The sequence below is a fragment of the Sphingobium sp. UBA5915 genome, from assembly GCF_002431195.1.
GTDB classification, from domain to species: Bacteria; Pseudomonadota; Alphaproteobacteria; order Sphingomonadales; family Sphingomonadaceae; genus Sphingobium; species Sphingobium soli.
Genome location: NZ_DJDV01000015.1, coordinates 1 through 18,228 on the forward strand (window position 1 = coordinate 1; position 18,228 = coordinate 18,228).

The window sequence follows — 18,228 nt, forward strand, 5'->3', positions numbered from 1 at the left end:
AGATCGGAGACCCGGGCCGGCTCGGCCCGGCCCGGTTCAGGGATCAACCGGTTCTGGTGCGCGCGCCGTAATCGCCTGCGCGGCGGCCATGGCGATGGCGAAGCTGTGCTTACGCGCATCAGGATCGTGGATCTGCCCGGTCAGGATGATTTCATCGGCCTGTGTGCGATCCAGAAAGGCGGCAAGATCGCGTTCGACATCTTGCCTGGTGCCGATGCTCGACACGCTCAACACGTCGGCCAGCATCGCGCGCGCCTGCATGGGCAGGCTGGCCAGATAATCGGGCACCGGCGGTTGCAGCTTGCCCGGCTGGCCAGTGCGCAGCCGCACGAAAGCCTGCTGCATCGAACTGGCGAGCAACGTCGCCTCTTCCTGGCTGTCGGCGGCGAAGACGTTATAGGCCGCCATGACATAGGGCCGGTCGAGCTGGGCGGAAGGGCGAAAGTCGCGCCGGTAGATGGCGATCGCCTCATCCAGCGCGGCCGGCGCGAAGTGCGAGGCGAAGGCATAGGGCAGGCCCAGCGCGGCTGCGAGTTGCGCGCCATAGAGGCTTGAACCCAAGATCCACAGCGGCACGTCCGCACCGGCGCCCGGTGTCGCCTGAATGCCCAGTCGATCGTCGCCCGCTAGAAAAGCCTGCAATTCCATCACGTCGCGGGGGAACTGATCAGCGCCGCCGCTGAGGTTCCGGCGGATCGCCTGCGCGACCTTCTGATCCGACCCCGGCGCCCGGCCAAGGCCCAGGTCGACGCGGCCGGGAAACAGCGCGTCGAGCGTGCCAAACTGTTCGGCGATCACCAACGGCGCATGATTGGGCAGCATGATGCCGCCCGCGCCGATGCGCATGGTGGAGGTGGCATGGCCGATATGCGCCAGCACCACGGCGGTCGCGGCCGATGCAATCCCCGCCATGCCATGATGCTCGGCCACCCAGAAACGGTGATAGCCAAGGCGTTCGGCATGGGCGGCAAGGTCAGCTGTCTGGGCCAGCGCGGACGCGACGTCGCCGCCTTCGCGCACGGGGACAAGGTCGAGCAGGGAAAAGCGTGTCATGCCCACCATATGGGGGCATGATGCGTTTCAGTTCAAGACGTATTGGGTGAGGTCTGCTATCAGCCCGCGCGCCCGAAGCTGGCCTGCGGCGCGGCCACGCGGCGGCCAAAGCCTCCCGGGCGGCGCGCCGCCAAAGGATTGGCATCACGGTCGAGCAGGGCGATGGTTTCGCTAAAACAGGGGCGTAGCGCGACGATCGTTTCAATGAGCTCGTCGGGCGTCTCATGCATTTCAACACAGCGGCGCGCGGTCATTTCGATCGTCTCGGCAAGCGCCGACAGGCGATGCGCACAGAATTGGGCGGATTCGCCCTTCAGCGTATGGGCCGGGCGCACCAGCGCGGTTGCATTGCGGGTGCGCATGGCTTCCTCGATCTCATGGATCGATTTGACGCCGTCTTCCTTGAAATAGCTCAGGATGCGCAAATAGGCTGCGCCCAGCTCCGCGCGCGCGCGCGCCAGCTCGGTCAAGTCCACCAGGTCGGATTGTTGATGCAGCACGCGCCACTCCCTTACATGCGCGTGCGAACATAAGGGGGGCGCGTAAACAGCCGGTTAAATTTCGTGGGCTTCGGGTCCGCTCACGCGATGCGAAAGCCGATAGCGATCCTGCCCGATCGCGGCGAAATCCCAGCCATGCTGGGCCGAGAGCGCGGCCAGTTCCGCGCCCGCTATGGGATCATCCGCCTCGATCAGGATGGCATGCGCCTCCCGCATCGCGCGGGCGGCGCGCAGTGCGGGCCAGGGGCACTTCATCCCCCGCGCGTTGATCGCCACCGAATCATCGTCATTTGCCAAAGGGGTTCTTCGCGCTGCGCAGCGTCAGCCGCACCGGCACCGCGCCAAAGCCCAGTTCCTTGCGGATGCCGTTCACCAGATAGCGGCGATAGCTTTCGGGCAGTTCGTCGAGCCGTGTGCCGAACAGAACGAAGGTCGGCGGCCGCGTCTTGTTCTGGGTAATGTAGCGCAACTTGATGCGCTTGCCGCCGGGCGCTGGCGGCGGATTGGCCTCCAGCGCGCGCTCGAACCAGCGATTGAGGATGCCGGTGGAAATACGCTGCGACCAGGCGGTGCGCGTTTCGAACGCGACATGGATCAGGTCATCCAGGCCCTTTCCGGTCGCGGCCGACACGGTCATGATCGGCACGCCGCGCACCTGCGCCAGACCGTCGGACAGCGCCTGCTTGATGCCCTGATAGAGCGCCGAGCCATTGTCCACCGTATCCCATTTGTTGAGCGCGATGACGAGCGCACGCCCTTCCTCCAGCACCTTGTCCGCGATGCGCAGATCCTGCGCTTCCAGCCCGCGCGTGGAATCGAGCAACAGCACGACCACTTCGGCAAAGTTCACAGCGTTCAGGCCATCGCTGACCGCCAGCTTCTCCAGCTTGTCCTGCACCTTCGCGCGCTTGCGCATGCCCGCTGTGTCGATGAGGCGCACGGGCCGCTCCAGCCCCTCGCGGCTGGTCCAGCTCCAGTCGACGGCGATGCTGTCGCGGGTGATGCCGGCCTCCGGCCCCGTCAGCAACCGGTTTTCACCCAACAACCTGTTGATAAGAGTGGACTTTCCTGCGTTCGGGCGGCCCACGATCGCCAGTTTGAGTGGCGCGTTCTCCATGTCCGCTTCGCTGTCGCCGTCGGCTTCCGGCTCCTCCTCTTCCTCACGGTCGAGGTGAGGCAGCAATGCCTGGAACAGGTCGGCCATGCCCTGGCCATGTTCGGCGGAAAAGGGGATGGGTTCGCCAAGGCCCAGGCCAAAGGCTTCCATGACGCCGCCTTCCGACGCTCGGCCTTCCGCCTTGTTGGCGACCAGCACGACGGGCGCATCGCCTTCGCGCAGCCAGCGGGCAATTTCCTCGTCCAGCGGCGTGATGCCTGCGCGCGCGTCGACCAGGAACAGAGCGACGTCGCAATTGTCGACCGCCGCCTCCGTTTGGATACGCATCCGGCCCGGCAGCGACTGCGGGTCTTCATCCTCATAGCCGGCGGTGTCGATGATGGTGAAGTCCAGACCCAGAAGATGCGCCTCACCTTCCCGCCGGTCGCGCGTCACGCCCGGCTGGTCATCCACCAGCGCCAGCTTCTTGCCGACCAGGCGGTTGAACAGGGTGGACTTGCCCACATTGGGGCGTCCGACGATCGCTACGGTGGGCAGCATGGCCCTTATCCTTCCAGTCAAAAAACAGATGCTCCCGCGCGGGCAGGGGGCTGGCCCATCGAGTGGACCCCACCCCCTGCCTGCGCAGGAGCACGCTTAGCATGAGTATGCGGCTTAACGGAACGCCGTCAGCTTCCCGTCGTCGGCCAATATGTAGAGCATGTTGTTGGCGACGACCGGGGACAGCGACATGGAACGGTCCATGTCGACTGTCGACTGAACATCGCCAGACGCGGGATCGACATAGACCATTTCGCCCCGCGTGGACACCACGATCAGGCGGCCGCCCGCCAGCACCGGGCCAGTCCAGCGGATCGCCTTGTCCTTCTTCTTTTCCTTCACCCAGCGGCGCAGCTGGCTGATCCAGCGGATCTTGCCGGTCGCGCGCGATACACACAGCAGCTTGGCATCGCTAGTGACGGCGAAAACCCATTCGCCCACCACCGCCGGCGTCGAAATGCCCGCGATGTTGATTTCCCAGATGCGCTGGCCGCTGGTGAGTTCATAGCTGGCCATGCGACCGCCCTGGCCAATGGCGAAGACGCGACCGCGGTCGATAACCGGATCGGCATCGATGTCGGTCAGCGTGGCGACAGCGGTCGAAATGCTGGTGCGCGACAGCGCGTCACCCCACAGCGAACGGCCATTTTCATAGCGATAGGCGGAAATTTCGCCCGAGCTGTAGCCGGCGATCACCGTGCCTTGCGCGGCGGCCGGGGCTGCAACGCCGAAGATGCCCGTTACCTGCAACGTTCCGCTGTCGGTCCATTGGGTGACGCCGTCGCTCTGGTTCAGCGCGAAAATCTGGTTGTCCTGTCCCATGACATAGACATGGCCATTTTCCAGCGTCGGCGCGCCGCGCAGCGGACCGCCCAAATGCTTTTGCCACAGGATCTTGCCGGTCGCCGCTTCCATCGCGACCACATCGCCGACGCCCGTGCTGGCGAACAGTCGGTCGCCCAGCACGCTGACGCCACCGCCGAACAGCGCCCGGCCATTGCCTTCGGCCGGCAGCGATGTCTGCCACAATCTGGAGCCGCTCGCGGCGTCGAAGGCGATGACATGCGCGCCCGCGTCGATGACATAGAGCTTGCCGTCCGACACCACGGGGGACGCGGCCAGGCGCGCCTGGGGCTTGCTGCCCTGAATGGAGACAGTCCAGGCCTGGCTCGGCGATCCGGCCAGCGAGACATGGCCCATCGCCTTGGACGAATTGCCGCCCGGCTGGCTCCAGCTGTCGTTGACATAAGGGGCGGGCAGGGTGACGGGCACGTCCGCCAGCGCCGGGTCCACTTCCACGCCCTGTTCGTTGGACAGGATCGACACGCGGTTGCCGACCACCGGGGTCTTGGGGCCGCCCTTCTTGCCACCGATGATGCCACAGCCCGCCAACATCGCGATCATCGCCGCCACGGTCATGGCGCGGCCCATAGGCGCCAGGCTCTTCATGCTCACCATCGCCATCTTGTCGCTCATCCCTCGCTCGGCTCTGCCGGAAACTCTACCGCGTCTATCCCCATGACGCCCGCCATCTGACGCGCGCGTGAACGGATCGACTGCGGCACCTTGTCATCCTTGGCCATGGCCGCGAACATTGGGCCGGCCAGATCATTCTTGCCCATCTTCATATACGCGACCGCGACCAGTTCGCCCGCGCTGCCGAACCAGGGCGCGCCTTCCACCGCCAGCGGCTTCAGCCGGTCGACCACCTGCTGGGGTTTCAGGCTGTCGAATTCCAGCGATGTCTGGCGGATCAGCGCCAGGTCGCGATAGGGCTGGTCCAGGCTGTCGTCGGCGGCAATCGCGCGATAGGCGGCGATTGCGGCCTTGGCGTCGCCCTTGCGCGCGGCGACGCCCGCCTGCACCAGAAGCGCCGATGCGCGATAGCCCGGCTGGCTGGCCTTGGTCAGCGCGGCGAGTTGCTTGGGATCGGGCGTTCCGCCGCCGACCGCCGTGTCGAGCAGCGTGTCCATCTGTTCCGACACCGCTTCCGACTGCGTTTTTTGATGATGCTGCCAGTAGAGCCACCCGCCAAAGGCCGCCAGACCCACCACCAGCAGGACGATGAGGATGCGGCCATAGCGTTGCCAGAAGGTCGTCAACTGGTCCTGCCGGACGGCGTCATCGACCTCACGCATGAAGGCTTCGCTGTTTTGCGGCGTCAGGGCCACGATATTCTCCGAGAAATGGATCAGAAACGTCTGGCGGAAGGCGCGATCAATAGCGGCGCTTATGCCACAGGCAAATCACTTTTTGGGGCGATAGACCTGATCGTCGGTGGGGAAGGCGCGGCTGCGCACATCGGCGGCGTAGCGGGCGGCGGCGTCGCTGATGGTTTCGGCCATGGCGCCATAGCGTTTGACGAAGCGGGGCGTGCGTTCGAACATGCCCAGCATGTCCTCGGCCACCAGCACCTGCCCGTCGCAGCGCGCCGATGCGCCAATGCCGATGACCGGCACCGCCACCGTATCGGTAATGAGGTCGGCCAGTTCTTCCATCACGCCTTCGACCACCATGGCGAAGGCGCCGGCGGATGCGACGGCGCGGGCGTCGCCCACGATCTTGGCATGTTCCGCCTCGCTCTTGCCGCGCGCGCCATAGCCGCCCAGCGCATTCACCGCCTGGGGCGTCAGGCCGATATGCGCCATTACCGGTATGCCGCGCTGGCTGAGAAAGGCGATGGTGTCGGCCATGGCCTCCCCGCCCTCCAGCTTGACGCCCGCCGCGCCGGTTTCAGCCAATATGCGGCTGGCGCTGGCAAAGGCCTGCTGCGGGGACGCTTCATAGCTGCCAAAGGGCATGTCGACGATGACGACGCTGTGATAGCTGCCACGCACAACCGCCGCGCCATGGGCGATCATCATGTCCAGCGTCACGGGCAGGGTAGAAGGCAGGCCGTAGATCACCTGGCCCAGCGAATCGCCTACCAGCAGCAGGTCGCAATGCGGATCGAGCAATTGCGCTTGCCGCGCGGTGTAGGCGGTCAGCATGACGAGCGGCTCGGCGGTCTGCCCGTCCACCTTGCGCCGCTGAATGGCGGGCACGGTCAGCCGCTTCATCGGCGCTGGCGTCGGTGTGGCGCGGCTTGTCGCGGTATCGATCGTGAAGGTCGTGGACATGATGGCGCTCTACCCCAGCGCGGGGCGCGGCGCAAATCATGCAAAGGGAAGAGGAGCGGCACTGCCATGCCGCTCCTCCTCAGGGGGCCGTACTTTAAAAATCCGCCTTGATGGTGAGGCCATAGGTGCGCGGGTCGCCCGGCTGCCCGGCGATCAGGCCGGTATTGCCCGGCGTTGTCGCCAGCACCTCCATATAATTGCGGTCAAAGATGTTGCGCACCCAGCCATAGACGTTGATCCCGTCGCTGTTGCGGAAGCCCAGGCGCAGATTGTTGAGGCTGTATCCCTTGATATCCATATAGATGGAGCGGGACGCGTTTGACGAGAAGGTCGAGCGATAGCTGCCGTCCCAGCCGATATAAAATTGTCCGTCGCCGCCCAGCAGGGCTGTAGGCACGTTGAATTCCACGCCGTAGGATAGCGAATATTTGGAGATGCCGGGCAGCAATTGGCCGGATATGTCGCAGGTGGCCGGGCTGGACGATCCGCCTGACAGTTCGGGCGGGCAGGGGGCATTGGTGAAGCGCAGATATTTGGGGTCGGTATAGGCACCGCTGGCATAGGCGCTGATCCGGTCGGACGGACGGACGGAGAAGTCCGCCTCGATCCCGCGCACTCGCACCTTGTCCGCATTGGCGAGATAGCCGCGCAGGACGCTGTTCTGGCCATTGTTCACGATCGCCTGATAATCGCGGATTTCGGTCCAGAAGCCGCTCAGGTTGAGCGTCGCGCGCTTGTCCCAGAATTGCGTCTTGAGGCCCACTTCATAATGGTTGACCTTTTCCGGCTTGACGGTCGCCACGTCCAGCTGCGGGTTGCCGTTCGCGTCCAGCGGCACGCCGTTCAGGTTGATGCCGCCCGATTTGAAGGCGCGCGACCAGGTGGCATAGGCCATCACATCGTCGCTCACTTCATAGGATGCGGTCAGGTCCCAGGACAGGTTCCAGTCGCTGAACCTAGCGTCGAAGGACTGCGGCGCCAGCACGCCCCGTTGCGCGACGATCCAGGGGTCGGTGCTGGCGAAGGTGACGGTCTGACGCGTGCCGTCCGACGCGGTGCCGGTGACGACCGAATCATAGCTGCCGGTCTTGCGGTCATAGTTGAGCCGCAGCCCCGGCTGAAGGCTGAGCCGATCGGTCACATGCCAGGTCAGTTGCCCGAACAGCGCGGCGCTGCTGTTCTTGAGGCGAATGTCATTGTCGGCGGTCAGCCCTTCCAGCACGGCCGGGATTTGCGACAGCGGGCTGGATGGGTTGAGCAGCCATGCGCTGGCGTCTGCGCCCTGCACCTGGCTGCCGGTGGTGTGGATCGTCTGGTGAAAGGCGAACGCGCCGACGACAAAGTCGATCGTCTGCCCTTCCTGCGCATAGCGCAGTTCCTGGGTCCATTGCTTCTGCTGGGTCGGGTTCTGCGACTTGGCAGTGATATCAAGGCCGGTGAAATCGCGGTCGTTGGACGGCTGCCAGTCCCAGTAGCGATAGGCCGACACCGATGTCAGCGTTCCAGCGCCAAGGTCCCATTCCGCCCGAAGCGACGCGCCACCCATTTCGTTGCGGGCGCGCAGCGCAGCGTCCAGGTCGGTCAGGCGGTCATAGGGATCGGTGCTCGGCACGCTATAGCCCAGCGCCGCCGTCAGGGCAGGATATTGGCGGTTGGCCGCGCGCTGCGTCGGGCCATAGCCGGCATAGATTTGCGCGCAGCAGACCGGGTTCTGGAGATTATAGTCACCAGACAGAGTGAGGCTGAGCGTATCGGTCGCCTTCCACAGCAAGGATCCCTTGAGGCCCAGGAAATCCTGGCTGTTGACGCGCTGGTCGGTGGCGACGTTGTAAATCGTGCCATTGCGATCCGTGACCGATGCGCCGATGCGCACGGCCAGCCGGTCGGTGATCGGTCCCGACACCGTCGCCTTGGCCTGTTTGAAGCCAAGATTGCCGACAGAGATTTCCGCCTTGCCCTCATAGCTGAAGCTGGGCGCGCGGGTGGTGATGTTGATCGCGCCGGCGGTCGTGTTCTTGCCATAGAGCGTGCCCTGCGGCCCGCGCAGGACTTCCACCTGCTCGATATCGACGAAATCCAGCGTCGCGGCGGCGACCCGGTTATAATAGACCTGATCGATATAGATGCCCACGCCCTGTTCGATGCCGTCATTGGTGAGGCCGAGCGGCGCGCCGATTCCGCGAATGTTGATCGAACTGTTGCGCGGGTTGGTGGAATAGAATTGCAGCGTCGGCTGCAACTGCGTCAGCCGCTGGATATTGTAGCTGCCAGTCTGCTCGATGGCGTCGGCGTTCAGGACGGAAACCGAGAGCGGCACATCCTGCAACTCCTCTGCGCGGCGACGGGCGGTGACGACGATGGCGCCGCCGACGATGGCCGCGTCCGCTTCCTGCGGGGCGGTGTCCTGCGCATGGGCGGCAGGCAAGATGAAGGATGCGCTCGCGACGCTCGCGAGCAACAGGAAACGCGCAATCATGACAAATCCCTTTCCGGCTGTCCGGTGGTTGTTGATCACGGCATTTCCGGCGGTCCGGTCAAAGCCACAGGTCTGTGCGGGAATGACAGGCGTTCAATTCATGCGGCTCACCCCCAAACCGCATGGGCCGATCGGGCGGGAGCCCGAAAAGGCTATGGTCGTCCGCTCAGGCGGTCAGTCGCGTCTTTTCGGTGACGTCGATCTGGACCACGCGCGCGTCATGAACGGTCAGCGTGATCGATCCGAAGCGAAGCTGTTCCAGAACATCGCGCACCTTGTCGATGCTGGCGACGATATCTCCGCGCATCCCGTCCGGGCGCGCATGGCGGTAATCGATCGGTCGTTGGTCGGTCATGGGCACCTCTTGCTGCTGCTTTTATCTCAATCATAATGGTAGACAAAAAAGGAAAAATAATGGGCGGTCAAGTTTGTCTTGTCCCACCCGAATGATGTGCGTGATGCGCTCAGGGATGGCCGGATGACCAAATGCTGCGGGTCGCTGATGGCCTTTGGCGCGGCGGGATCGGCGCCGCATCGGTGCTCAAGGCCAGGCTATGCGCGTCGCCGACCAGTTCGTCGAGCAGGCTCTGGCCAAACGCCCAGTCGCCAAGACCCGACTGCGCGTTGATATGCCCGCGATGGCCGGCATCGACAAAGCGACTGCCCCAATATTTGCCCATGCTGTGGGCGCGTTCGAAAAAGATATAGGGGTCGTCCCGGCTTGCGACCAGGATCGACGGGAAAGGCAGCGGCGATCGCGGTACCAGTCCGAAATTGCCGATCATATCGGGCGTTTCTGCCCGGTCGCAATCGGGCGGCGCGACCAGCAACGCGCCGGTCACTGGCCAGCCATAGGCCTGGTTCTGCAACGCGCCCCACCAGGCGACGGTGATGCAGCCCAGGCTATGGGCGGCCAGGACCACCGGCCCGTCAATCTGGCGGATGGCCGCGTCCAGTCGCGTCACCCAGGCGTTGCGGTTGGGGCTGGCCCAGCGGCCCAGGTCCACCCGCTGACAATCTCCGCGCTGATCTTCCCACAGCGTTTGCCAGTGGCCTTCTCCGCTATTGTTAAGGCCCGGTACGGTCAGCACCACGGGCGACCGGCGGCTACCGGCAGATCCGAATCGGTTCATGGTCCTTCTCCTCATCGTAATGGGGTGAAGACCTATACTCTATTTAATCAGTAGACAATAAAATGTCGCTCAGCTGTGCCTGGGCGTCGCCATCCGGAAAGCAAAAAGGGGGCGGCAACGCCTAGCTGCCGCCCCCGACTAGCGCTGGGAAACGCTCTTACCAGGGATAGACCACGCCATAATATTGATAGACGTTGCGGCCATAGGCCTCGTCATAATCGGGGCGGGCATCGGCTGCGTAGCGCGGGGCATTGTCCAGCACGTCTTTGTCCAGGTCGATCACATAGCCGCCCTTGTCGGTGTCATAGGTCAGGACCGACCAGGGCAGCGGATAATGATCGTTGCCAATGCCCAGGAACCCGCCGAAGGACAGGACGGCATAGCGCACCTGACCGCTGCGCTTTTCGACCATGAAATTGTCGATCTTGCCCAGATGCTCGCCTTCCCGGTTGTAGACGGCGGTTCCTTCCACCCGGTCGGATGCGATAAGGTCGTTCCGGCTGTCAGCCATAAAATCGGTCATTGTCACTCTCCTGCATGAAATTGCCTATCTAATGGCAACAAGGCGGGGCCACAGGGGTTCCCCCTTTCTTTGCCATGGAGACGCATATGAAGATCAATCGCAGCGGATCGGCGGCCTGGAGCGGCGGCCTGAAGGACGGGAAGGGCACCATCTCGACCCAGAGCGGCGCGCTCGACGCCTATCCCTATGGTTTCGCCACGCGGTTTGAAGGCGTGCCCGGCAGCAACCCCGAAGAACTGATCGCCGCCGCCCATGCGTCCTGCTTCACCATGGCGCTCTCGATGATCCTGGGCGAAGCCGGGCTGACCGCGGAGAAGATGGAAACCAGCGCTGTCGTGACCCTGGAACAACAGGATGGCGGCTTCGCCGTCACCGCCAGCCGCCTGTCGCTCAAGGCGACCATCCCCAGCGCCGACGATGAAACATTTCAGGAGCTTGCGGCCAAGGCGAAGGCCAATTGCCCGATTTCCAAGCTGCTGAAGGCCGAGATCAGCCTCGAGGCGGAACTGCTGAACTGACGACCGGTCGCCTGGCGCGGACATGTTCGCGCCAGGCGATATACAGGCCGCTGGCAACGATCAGGGCCGCGCCGATCCAGGTGGTGGCGAGCGGCCAGTTCTCGCCGATTGCAACGCCCAGCAACGTGGTCCAGATGATCGCGCTATAATCCATCGGCAGGACGACGGATACCGGTCCCCAGCGCAGCGCGGCGGTCAGACATAGCTGTGCAATGCCGCCGAACAGGCCGATCATCAGCAACAGGCCCCATGTCATCCAATCGTGATTTTGCGCGACAAAGGGCATGGCCAGCCCCAGCGGGATCATCGACAGGGTCGTGAACCAGAAGACGACGACGCCGGCTGGTTCTGTCCGACCAAGTTCGCGCAGGACCAGGCTGACACTGGCCGTCACCAGCGCCGCAGCGATGGCGACGGCCACGCCCTGAAGCGGGAAATGGCCGGCATCCGGCCGGATCATCACCAGCACGCCGACAAAGCCAAGCGCCACCGCGCCCCAGCGATGCCATCCGGTCGCCTCGCGCAGGATGAGCGCGGAGAGGATGGTGCCGAATATGGGCATGGTGAAGCCGATCGTCGCGGCTTCAGCAGGTGGCAGCAGGATATAGGAGAGGAAATTGAGGCACATGCCGGTGAGGCCTATGGCCATGCGGCTGGCATGGACGCCGATCCGCTTGGTGCGCACGGTCGCAAGCCCGCCTGCCGACATGAGCCAGATCGTCACCACCGGCAGGGCGAGCGCCTGGCGATAGAAGAGAGATTCGATGACATGCACGCCGCGCTCGCTTGCCAGCCGCACCGTGATGAACATCACCGACAGGCAGATGACGGCGGTCAGGCGCAGCGCAATGGCGAAAAGCGGGCGATGGGGGCGGGCGGGGGCAGTCACGCCCCCGCCTTAGCCTACCCGGGCGCAGGCGCAAGCAGCTTGCCCGCTGCCCGGATCATGCCGTGGGCTTGCGGAATTTCAGCGTCATCCGGTCGCTTTCACCGATGCCCATATATTTGGCCTTGTCGACATCCTTGTTGCGCAGCACTGGCGGAAGGGTCCACACGCCCTTGTCCCAATCGGCCGTATCCTTGGGATTGGCGTTCACTTCGGACGCGCCGACATATTCAAATCCCGCATCCTCGGCCAGCTTGCGCACAGTCGAAACCTTGAGATAGCCGCTCTTCATTTCCGCCGCGCTGTCGCGATCCTCCGGCAGGCGGTGATCGACCACGCCCAGCGTGCCGCCGGGTTTCAGCATCGTGTAGAAGGCCTTGAACGTATCGGCCGCCTTGCCGCCCATGACCATGTTGTGGACATTGCGGAAGGTCAGGACCGTGTCCACGCTGCCCGCAGGGATGCTGGCGGCCTCTTCGGGATAGGCGACCAGCTTGACCTGATCATAGACCGGATTGGACGCCAGGAAGCTCTTATACCCTTCCAGATAGCTGCCGCTCGGTTGCAAGGCGTAAAAGGTGCCGTGATCACGGATCAGCGGCGCCAGAATTTCCGAATACCAACCGCCGCTGGGCGAATATTCGACCACGGTCTGCATTGGCGTGACGCCGAAAAAGGCGAGCGTCTCGGCCGGATGGCGATATTGGTCGCGCGCGACATTGGCGGGCTTGCGGGTGGGCGCGGCAACCGCGGCGGCGATCGGATCGGCCGCCATCTGGTGGCCGGCATGGGCATCATGCTGCGCCAGCAGCGGCATGGCGGGCAGGGCAAGGCCGGCAATCGCCAGGCCAATCGGAACAAGACGGTTCATGGCACCAATCCTCTCTTCATCGCGGATGAAGGCAGATGTGCCGTTGTCGACAGGGGTGCGCAAGGGGCGGCGGGGAATATTCCCCGCCAGCCACGCAATGTTACAGACAGGCTTCCAGGAAAGGCTGGTCGAACCCGAACATCCGCGCCTTGTCCAGCGTATAGGGGCGCAGCCCCATGGAGCGATATTCGCCTACGATCTTCCCGCTATCGTCCTCGTCATGATATTCGAACTTGAACAGTTCCTGCGTGACGATGACGTCGCCTTCCATGCCGATGACTTCGGTCACGTTGGTGACGCGGCGCGACCCGTCGCGCAGGCGCTTCACCTGGACGATGAGGTCCACCGAATCGGCGATCTGCTTGGAAATGGCTTCCTTGGGGATCTTGATGTCGCCCATCAGGATCATGTTTTCCATACGGCCCAGGCATTCGCGCGGGCTGTTGGCGTGAAGCGTACACATCGACCCGTCATGGCCTGTATTCATCGCGGCGAGCAGATCGAAACATTCCGCGCCGCGAATTTCGCCCAGGATGATGCGGTCAGGGCGCATACGCAGGGCGTTCTTGACGAGGTCGCCGATGGTGATCGCGCCTTGCCCTTCAAGGTTGGGCGGCCGCGTTTCGAGCGGCAGCCAGTGCGGCTGTTGCAGGCGCAGTTCGGCCGCGTCCTCGATCGTCAGCACGCGCTCGCCCGGGTCGATCATCTTCGACAGGGCATTAAGCATTGTCGTCTTGCCCGAACCGGTGCCGCCCGAAATGACGATGTTGAACCGGCACGCGCCCGCGATCTTGAGCGCGGTCGCCATCTTCGGCGACATTGCGCCCCATTGCGCCAACATGTCGATGGTGATCGGCTTGGCCGAAAATTTACGGATCGAAATCGCCGTGCCGCGCAGCGAAAGCGGTGGTACGATGACGTTGACGCGCGAACCGTCGGGGAGGCGGGCGTCGGCCAGCGGCGTGGTCTGATCGACGCGGCGGCCGACCTTGTTCACGATGCGCTGGGCGATCTGAAACAGATGCTCCTCATCGCGGAACTTGATCGGCGCGACCTGCAGCTTGCCCTTCTTTTCGATATAGGTCTGTTCCGGGCCATTGACCATGATGTCGGTCACATCCGGGTCGGACAGCAGCTCTTCGAGCGGCCCAAGGCCCAGCAGTTCATCGACCAGCACTTTTTCCAGCGCGAATTGTTCGCGGCGGTTGAGCGTCAGTTTCAGTTCCGCCAGCACTTCCATGATGATCGGGCGGAACTCCTCCGCCAGTTCATCCTTGGTCAGCGTCGCCGCCGCTTCGGGATCGACACGCTCCAGCAGGCGGGGCAGCACCTGTTCCTTGATCTTGTGGACGCTGGCTTCAAAACCCTGCGGCCCGGCATCGGGCACATGCTCTGCATTGGCGCGCTCGGACAGGCGCGACATGGCGTCGGCGTTGCGCTGCATCTGGCTGGTCGGCGCGGCAAGCGGATCGAACGGTGCTTCGCCGGGCAGGGATGCGATATCCAATGGCGGAAATTGATCGCCGCCGACCGGCAACTCCTCTTTGGTGGCGGTCCCGCCCCCCTGCATCGGGCGTGCAATGCCAAAGCCGGGCTTGGCGCCGGCAGGTCCATTCTTCCGTCCAAAGGCGCTCATATTTCTCCGCCATCATTGCATGATCGGTCCGGCAAACCCGATAGGACCGATGTAAGACTGAAAAAGGTGAATAGGCTGGAAACTTTGATAAATGCCTAATGCCGGGGGCTGGCGATCGCAGGCGCAGTGACGAAGCGCGGGTCCGTGCCGAACCATGCGCCCACCAGCCGCGCGCCATCCAGCAGCTTGCGGCCCTGCGGCGTGATGTGGATGCGCCCCTGGTCTACCCGGATATTGCCCGACAGGCTCTGTTCGGCGATCCGCCGGTCGATCTGGCGCATGTCGCCCAGATACTGGCGGACATAGACCTGTTCCAGCCCCGCAGCGTCCAATTGCCCGTCCTGCCGCTCGATCCGCGCCAGTAGGAACATGGTGATCGACCGGTCGAAGGTGACGGGAAAGACGATCAGGAAGCTGATGTTGAAGGCAAGCGACAGGGCGACCGCGCCCACCAGCGTCTCCGGGGGCAGGTTAAGCCGATGCCGCGCGACGATGCCGGCGAACAGCAGGATGAGCGCGGTCACACCGGCGATTGCCACGCCCCTGTAAAACAGAATGGCGACGTCGCCCAGCAGCGGGCTACGGATCAACGCGACATAGAGCAGGAAGCCCAGCGCCATGATGGCGCAATAGGCCAGCGCCAGCAGCAGCAGGCTGCGGATCAGGGTCATGGCAGGGTCTTTCTGGGCAGGACCTTTCGGGTCGGGGATGCGATGCAGATGTCGGCCGTGCGGTAGAGGCAGGGCAGGGCGGCGGGCGGGCCGCCCAGCGCCTTCCACGCCGGATCGCGCCGGGTGAAGAGCAGAGTGTCGCTCCGCCCGCGCGCGGCGCGATCCCGATATTGGGCCAGCGTCAGCGGCTGCGTAAAGACCGGCGTGAGCAGCGCCACGCGCGCGGCTACGGCGTGCCGGTCCGCCCCGAACAGGAAGGCGTCGCTGTCCGCAACCGCCGGCCAGTGTCGGGTATAGAGGCCGAAATCGAGCGCCCGCCGCTTGAGCACCGGATTATGTTGGAGCGTCGCGCCTTCGGGCAGATGCCGGTCGGCCCAGCGATAGGCCTCGCGCAGGGCGTAGGCCATGGCGGGGTCGTCATTCACCTCGATCGCGCGGACGGGGAAGGCGGGCGTGCGAATGAGGCGCAGGCCGACAATGTCCCAGACCGTGCCGGTGAGCCCGAGAGACAGGAGCAGTCCGCCCAGGACCCCAAAGCGCCGCGCCGCGTCGTCCTCCTGCGCCACCCGCATCGTCCAGATCATCAGCGGCACAAGGATGAACAGGGCCGCGCGCCAGCCCAGGTCATTGTTGATGATGACCGATTGCAGGAAGCTCGCGACCAACAGCCCCGCGACCATCGTCCCGAGCAGCAGGGCGCGCACCGGGCGGCCCGCCGCATCGGTCGGCCGCGCGCTGCGGGCATAGAGGCTTGCGCCCAGCATCACGAACCCGAATTCCAGCGCATAGTTGAGCGGCAGGAGGATAAGGCTCCAAAGCTGCGCGGTGAGGTCATGGCCGGCGAACAACAAAGTGAAGGGGCGGATATGCAGCGCCACCGGAAAGACATCGGGCGCGCGGCCATGGATGAGGTCGAGGCATTGGGGTACCGACAAGAGCAGGGCGACGACGCCCGACAGCAGCAGCGTGCCATCCCGCCGCCATAGCGCCATCATGCCCCAGACGATAAGGACCGGCGCGAGGGTCAGGCTGATCCACACCGACGCGCCGAACATGCTGGCATAGGCCGCGCCAGCCCCTACGGCCAGCCACAGGCGCTGCGGCGTCTCACGGCTGCGCGCCCGCGCGTTCAGCAGCAATCCTGTCCACCCCGCGACCAGCGCTAGAATGTGGTGCGGCACCCAGATGGTCGAGGTGGCGAACATGCGGATCTCGCTGTTCCAATTCTCGATTTCCGGTTCGATCCGCCCGACCATCAGGTAGCGCAGCGCCATGAAGAGAAGGTCCGCGCCCGCGACAAAGCACAGCAGGATGGCGATCATCAGCACGCGCCGGCCACGTCCTTCCCGGATCAGGCTGGCGTCAGCGGCGATGCGCCACAGCAGGGCGACGACCGCAATGCCCGTCCAATAGGCGCAGGCGGCAAAGGCCATGACCGGCGATATGTGAAAGCCGCTCGCCCAGCGAATCGCGGCGGGCCAGACATAGAAATAATGATAATAGCCCGCGATCCCGTCGCGCGCGAAAAAGGGATCGGTGAAGGGAATGCCCTGCCGGGCAATCTGCTCGACCACGGCGGCATGCTTGACCATGTCGAACACGACCAGGCTTTGATAGAGCCGCCCGTGGCGGTCGAAATCCATGAGCGTCCAGGCGCAGATCAGCCACCAGCCAAGCGCGATCAGCAGAAAGAGGCCCGCGCCGCGCCAGGCGGACGCAGCGCCCTTCATTCGGCTGACACCCAGCATAGCGAGTGCGCCATTGAGCAGCAGCATGCCCGGCATGCCGATAGCCCGGATCGCGAGGACATCCAATACTGGCAGGATGGCGAGCGACAGGAGCATCGCCCAGCCGGCGCGCGGCCAGAAGCCTTCCGCCGCCGCCAGTCCGGCACGGTCCAGCAGCCGCAGCAGTCCGGAGCCGGCGAAGCACAGCAGCATCGGCGCGAGCAGCGTCGCGCCGACCAGACCGCCAAGATCCTCTAGCAGATAGGACATGCACACTCCCCGACCGATCATCGATCTAAGCGCGCTAGGTTAAGGAGCCGCTAACCAGAAAAGGGCCGCGCCTCCATGTCGGAGGGCGGCCCTTTTTCATTCCGGTGCAAGGGTGGGTCAGCCCGCCTTTTCGGCCAGAACCGTCAGACCCTTTTCATTCACTTCGGCAAAGCCGCCTTCGACCGGGATCACTTCGGGCGCGGCGCCCGCGCTGGCGAAAATCTGGATCGCGCCGTCGCGCACGGTCGACATGAAGGGGGCATGGCCCTCCAGCACACCGAAATCGCCATCGGTGCCGGGCACGACGACCTGATAGACTTCCACCGAGCGGACCAGCTTTTCCGGCGTCACGAGTTCGAAATGCAGTGCCATATCATTTTTCTCCCCCCTCCCTATCAGGGAGGGGCCGGGGGTGGGTGCCATTGCGAAGCGATGGCCTGCGCCCTAGCCGAGAAGGTGGACGCTCGCTTCGCTCGCTACCCACCCCTCAATCCCTTCCCTATAAGGGAAGGGAGGGTTTGTTTTTACGCCGCTTCGGCCGCCAGCTTCTTGGCCTTCTCGACCGCTTCGTCGATGCCGCCGACCATGTAGAAGGCGTTTTCGGGCAGATGGTCATATTCGCCTTCGACCACGGCCTTGAACGACTTCACCGTGTCTTCGATCTGGACGAACTTGCCCGAAATGCCGGTGAAGACTTCGGCGACGTGGAAGGGCTGCGACAGGAACTTCTGGATCTTGCGCGCGCGTGCGACGGTCAGCTTGTCCTCTTCGCTGAGCTCATCCATGCCCAGGATCGCGATGATGTCCTGCAGCGACTTGTACTTCTGCAGGATCGACTGGACCGCACGAGCGGTTTCATAATGTTCCTGACCGACGACGCGGGGTTCCAGAACGCGGCTGGTCGAGTCCAGCGGGTCGACCGCCGGATAGATGCCCAGTTCGGAGATGGCGCGGTTGAGAACCGTGGTGGCGTCCAAGTGCGCGAAGCTGGTCGCCGGCGCCGGGTCGGTAAGGTCGTCCGCGGGAACATAGACGGCCTGCACCGAGGTGATCGACCCCTTATTGGTCGAGGTGATGCGTTCCTGCAAAGCGCCCATGTCGGTCGACAGGGTCGGCTGATAGCCCACGGCCGAAGGAATGCGGCCGAGCAGGGCCGACACTTCCGCGCCCGCCTGGGTGAAGCGGAAG

Annotated in this window: 18 protein-coding genes and 1 pseudogene; 1 reads left to right on the forward strand and 18 read right to left on the reverse strand. The window is 64.2% G+C overall.

Features of this window, described 5'->3' with window-relative positions:
* Positions 1-36: 36 nt before the first annotated feature.
* The 11 genes from B2V90_RS01925 to B2V90_RS01975 all read right to left on the reverse strand — a co-directional run bounded on the left by B2V90_RS01925 (position 37) and on the right by B2V90_RS01975 (position 10,461).
* On the reverse strand, positions 37-1,053 hold the full coding sequence (locus B2V90_RS01925) for an LLM class flavin-dependent oxidoreductase (RefSeq protein WP_228222020.1): 1,017 nt from the start codon (positions 1,051-1,053) through the stop codon (positions 37-39).
* A 59-nt stretch (positions 1,054-1,112) separates the two neighbouring features.
* Positions 1,113-1,553, reverse strand: coding sequence for an Hpt domain-containing protein (locus B2V90_RS01930; RefSeq protein ID WP_228222019.1), 441 nt, complete (start codon positions 1,551-1,553; stop codon positions 1,113-1,115).
* A gap of 54 nt (positions 1,554-1,607) precedes the next feature.
* Positions 1,608-1,850 carry a sulfurtransferase TusA family protein gene (locus B2V90_RS01935; protein ID WP_009821064.1) on the reverse strand — a complete coding sequence of 81 codons (243 nt, stop codon included), beginning with the start codon at positions 1,848-1,850 and terminating at the stop codon, positions 1,608-1,610.
* Entirely contained in the window at positions 1,840-3,210 is a 1,371-nt protein-coding gene (gene der / locus B2V90_RS01940; RefSeq protein WP_009821065.1) for a ribosome biogenesis GTPase Der, read from the reverse strand. Before der ends, B2V90_RS01935 begins: the two co-directional genes overlap by 11 nt.
* A 114-nt stretch (positions 3,211-3,324) precedes the next feature.
* Positions 3,325-4,686 (reverse strand): PQQ-like beta-propeller repeat protein, encoded by a 1,362-nt coding sequence (locus B2V90_RS01945; protein ID WP_293919523.1) that lies wholly within the window; start codon positions 4,684-4,686, stop codon positions 3,325-3,327.
* A complete protein-coding gene (locus B2V90_RS01950) occupies positions 4,683-5,381 on the reverse strand; it encodes a tetratricopeptide repeat protein (protein ID WP_228222017.1) in 699 nt (232 codons plus the stop codon). The genes B2V90_RS01945 and B2V90_RS01950 overlap by 4 nt, the downstream gene beginning before the upstream one ends.
* Before the next feature lie 75 nt (positions 5,382-5,456).
* Entirely contained in the window at positions 5,457-6,329 is an 873-nt protein-coding gene (gene panB / locus B2V90_RS01955) for a 3-methyl-2-oxobutanoate hydroxymethyltransferase (protein ID WP_228222016.1), read from the reverse strand.
* Between the two features lie 94 nt (positions 6,330-6,423).
* Complete coding sequence (locus tag B2V90_RS01960) at positions 6,424-8,805, reverse strand: TonB-dependent receptor (RefSeq protein ID WP_228222015.1); 2,382 nt, start codon at positions 8,803-8,805, stop codon at positions 6,424-6,426.
* A 166-nt stretch (positions 8,806-8,971) separates the two neighbouring features.
* Positions 8,972-9,160, reverse strand: coding sequence for a YezD family protein (locus tag B2V90_RS01965; protein ID WP_009821071.1), 189 nt, complete (start codon positions 9,158-9,160; stop codon positions 8,972-8,974).
* Positions 9,161-9,269: 109 nt separating this feature from the next.
* Complete coding sequence (locus tag B2V90_RS01970; RefSeq protein WP_228222014.1) at positions 9,270-9,938, reverse strand: RBBP9/YdeN family alpha/beta hydrolase; 669 nt, start codon at positions 9,936-9,938, stop codon at positions 9,270-9,272.
* Positions 9,939-10,095: 157 nt separating this feature from the next.
* Entirely contained in the window at positions 10,096-10,461 is a 366-nt protein-coding gene (locus B2V90_RS01975; protein ID WP_228222013.1) for a PRC-barrel domain-containing protein, read from the reverse strand.
* Between the two features lie 86 nt (positions 10,462-10,547).
* Between B2V90_RS01975 and B2V90_RS01980 the strand changes: the two genes are divergently transcribed.
* Positions 10,548-10,979: an OsmC family protein gene (locus tag B2V90_RS01980; protein WP_037542555.1), complete on the forward strand. Its 432-nt coding sequence runs from the start codon at positions 10,548-10,550 to the stop codon at positions 10,977-10,979.
* On the opposite strand, the gene B2V90_RS01985 is transcribed toward B2V90_RS01980, so the two are convergent.
* The 7 genes and pseudogenes from B2V90_RS01985 to B2V90_RS02015 all read right to left on the reverse strand — a co-directional run.
* Complete coding sequence (locus B2V90_RS01985; protein ID WP_293919564.1) at positions 10,951-11,829, reverse strand: DMT family transporter; 879 nt, start codon at positions 11,827-11,829, stop codon at positions 10,951-10,953. The two genes, B2V90_RS01980 and B2V90_RS01985, sit on opposite strands and share 29 nt — an antisense overlap.
* 94 nt (positions 11,830-11,923) lie before the next feature.
* Positions 11,924-12,736 carry a class I SAM-dependent methyltransferase gene (locus tag B2V90_RS01990; protein WP_228222011.1) on the reverse strand — a complete coding sequence of 271 codons (813 nt, stop codon included), beginning with the start codon at positions 12,734-12,736 and terminating at the stop codon, positions 11,924-11,926.
* Between the two features lie 100 nt (positions 12,737-12,836).
* On the reverse strand, positions 12,837-14,372 hold the full coding sequence (locus B2V90_RS01995; protein WP_228222010.1) for a CpaF family protein: 1,536 nt from the start codon (positions 14,370-14,372) through the stop codon (positions 12,837-12,839).
* Positions 14,373-14,467: 95 nt separating this feature from the next.
* Entirely contained in the window at positions 14,468-15,043 is a 576-nt protein-coding gene (locus B2V90_RS02000) for a hypothetical protein (protein ID WP_228222009.1), read from the reverse strand.
* The gene (locus B2V90_RS02005) at positions 15,040-17,040 is read right to left on the reverse strand and encodes a hypothetical protein (RefSeq protein WP_228222008.1); all 2,001 of its coding nucleotides are present in this window, start codon (positions 17,038-17,040) and stop codon (positions 15,040-15,042) included. The genes B2V90_RS02000 and B2V90_RS02005 overlap by 4 nt, the downstream gene beginning before the upstream one ends.
* Before the next feature lie 117 nt (positions 17,041-17,157).
* A complete protein-coding gene (locus B2V90_RS02010; protein WP_009821080.1) occupies positions 17,158-17,412 on the reverse strand; it encodes an ATP synthase F1 subunit epsilon in 255 nt (84 codons plus the stop codon).
* Positions 17,413-17,564: 152 nt separating this feature from the next.
* Positions 17,565-18,228, reverse strand: a pseudogene (locus tag B2V90_RS02015) (F0F1 ATP synthase subunit beta); the annotation flags it as partial.

Bases quoted from the DNA above. Each gene is read 5' to 3' on its own strand.
- der (WP_009821065.1), bottom strand. From the start codon at position 3,210: ATGCTGCCCACCGTAGCGATCGTCGGACGCCCCAATGTGGGCAAGTCC.
- B2V90_RS01945 (WP_293919523.1), bottom strand. From the start codon at position 4,686: ATGAGCGACAAGATGGCGATGGTGAGCATGAAGAGCCTGGCGCCTATG.
- B2V90_RS01970 (WP_228222014.1), bottom strand. From the start codon at position 9,938: ATGAACCGATTCGGATCTGCCGGTAGCCGCCGGTCGCCCGTGGTGCTG.
- B2V90_RS01960 (WP_228222015.1), bottom strand. From the start codon at position 8,805: ATGATTGCGCGTTTCCTGTTGCTCGCGAGCGTCGCGAGCGCATCCTTC.
- B2V90_RS02000 (WP_228222009.1), bottom strand. From the start codon at position 15,043: ATGACCCTGATCCGCAGCCTGCTGCTGCTGGCGCTGGCCTATTGCGCC.
- B2V90_RS02010 (WP_009821080.1), bottom strand. From the start codon at position 17,412: ATGGCACTGCATTTCGAACTCGTGACGCCGGAAAAGCTGGTCCGCTCG.
- B2V90_RS01995 (WP_228222010.1), bottom strand. From the start codon at position 14,372: ATGAGCGCCTTTGGACGGAAGAATGGACCTGCCGGCGCCAAGCCCGGC.
- B2V90_RS01925 (WP_228222020.1), bottom strand. From the start codon at position 1,053: ATGACACGCTTTTCCCTGCTCGACCTTGTCCCCGTGCGCGAAGGCGGC.
- B2V90_RS02005 (WP_228222008.1), bottom strand. From the start codon at position 17,040: ATGTCCTATCTGCTAGAGGATCTTGGCGGTCTGGTCGGCGCGACGCTG.
- B2V90_RS01990 (WP_228222011.1), bottom strand. From the start codon at position 12,736: ATGAACCGTCTTGTTCCGATTGGCCTGGCGATTGCCGGCCTTGCCCTG.
- B2V90_RS01975 (WP_228222013.1), bottom strand. From the start codon at position 10,461: ATGACCGATTTTATGGCTGACAGCCGGAACGACCTTATCGCATCCGAC.
- B2V90_RS01980 (WP_037542555.1), top strand. From the start codon at position 10,548: ATGAAGATCAATCGCAGCGGATCGGCGGCCTGGAGCGGCGGCCTGAAG.
- panB (WP_228222016.1), bottom strand. From the start codon at position 6,329: ATGTCCACGACCTTCACGATCGATACCGCGACAAGCCGCGCCACACCG.
- B2V90_RS01965 (WP_009821071.1), bottom strand. From the start codon at position 9,160: ATGACCGACCAACGACCGATCGATTACCGCCATGCGCGCCCGGACGGG.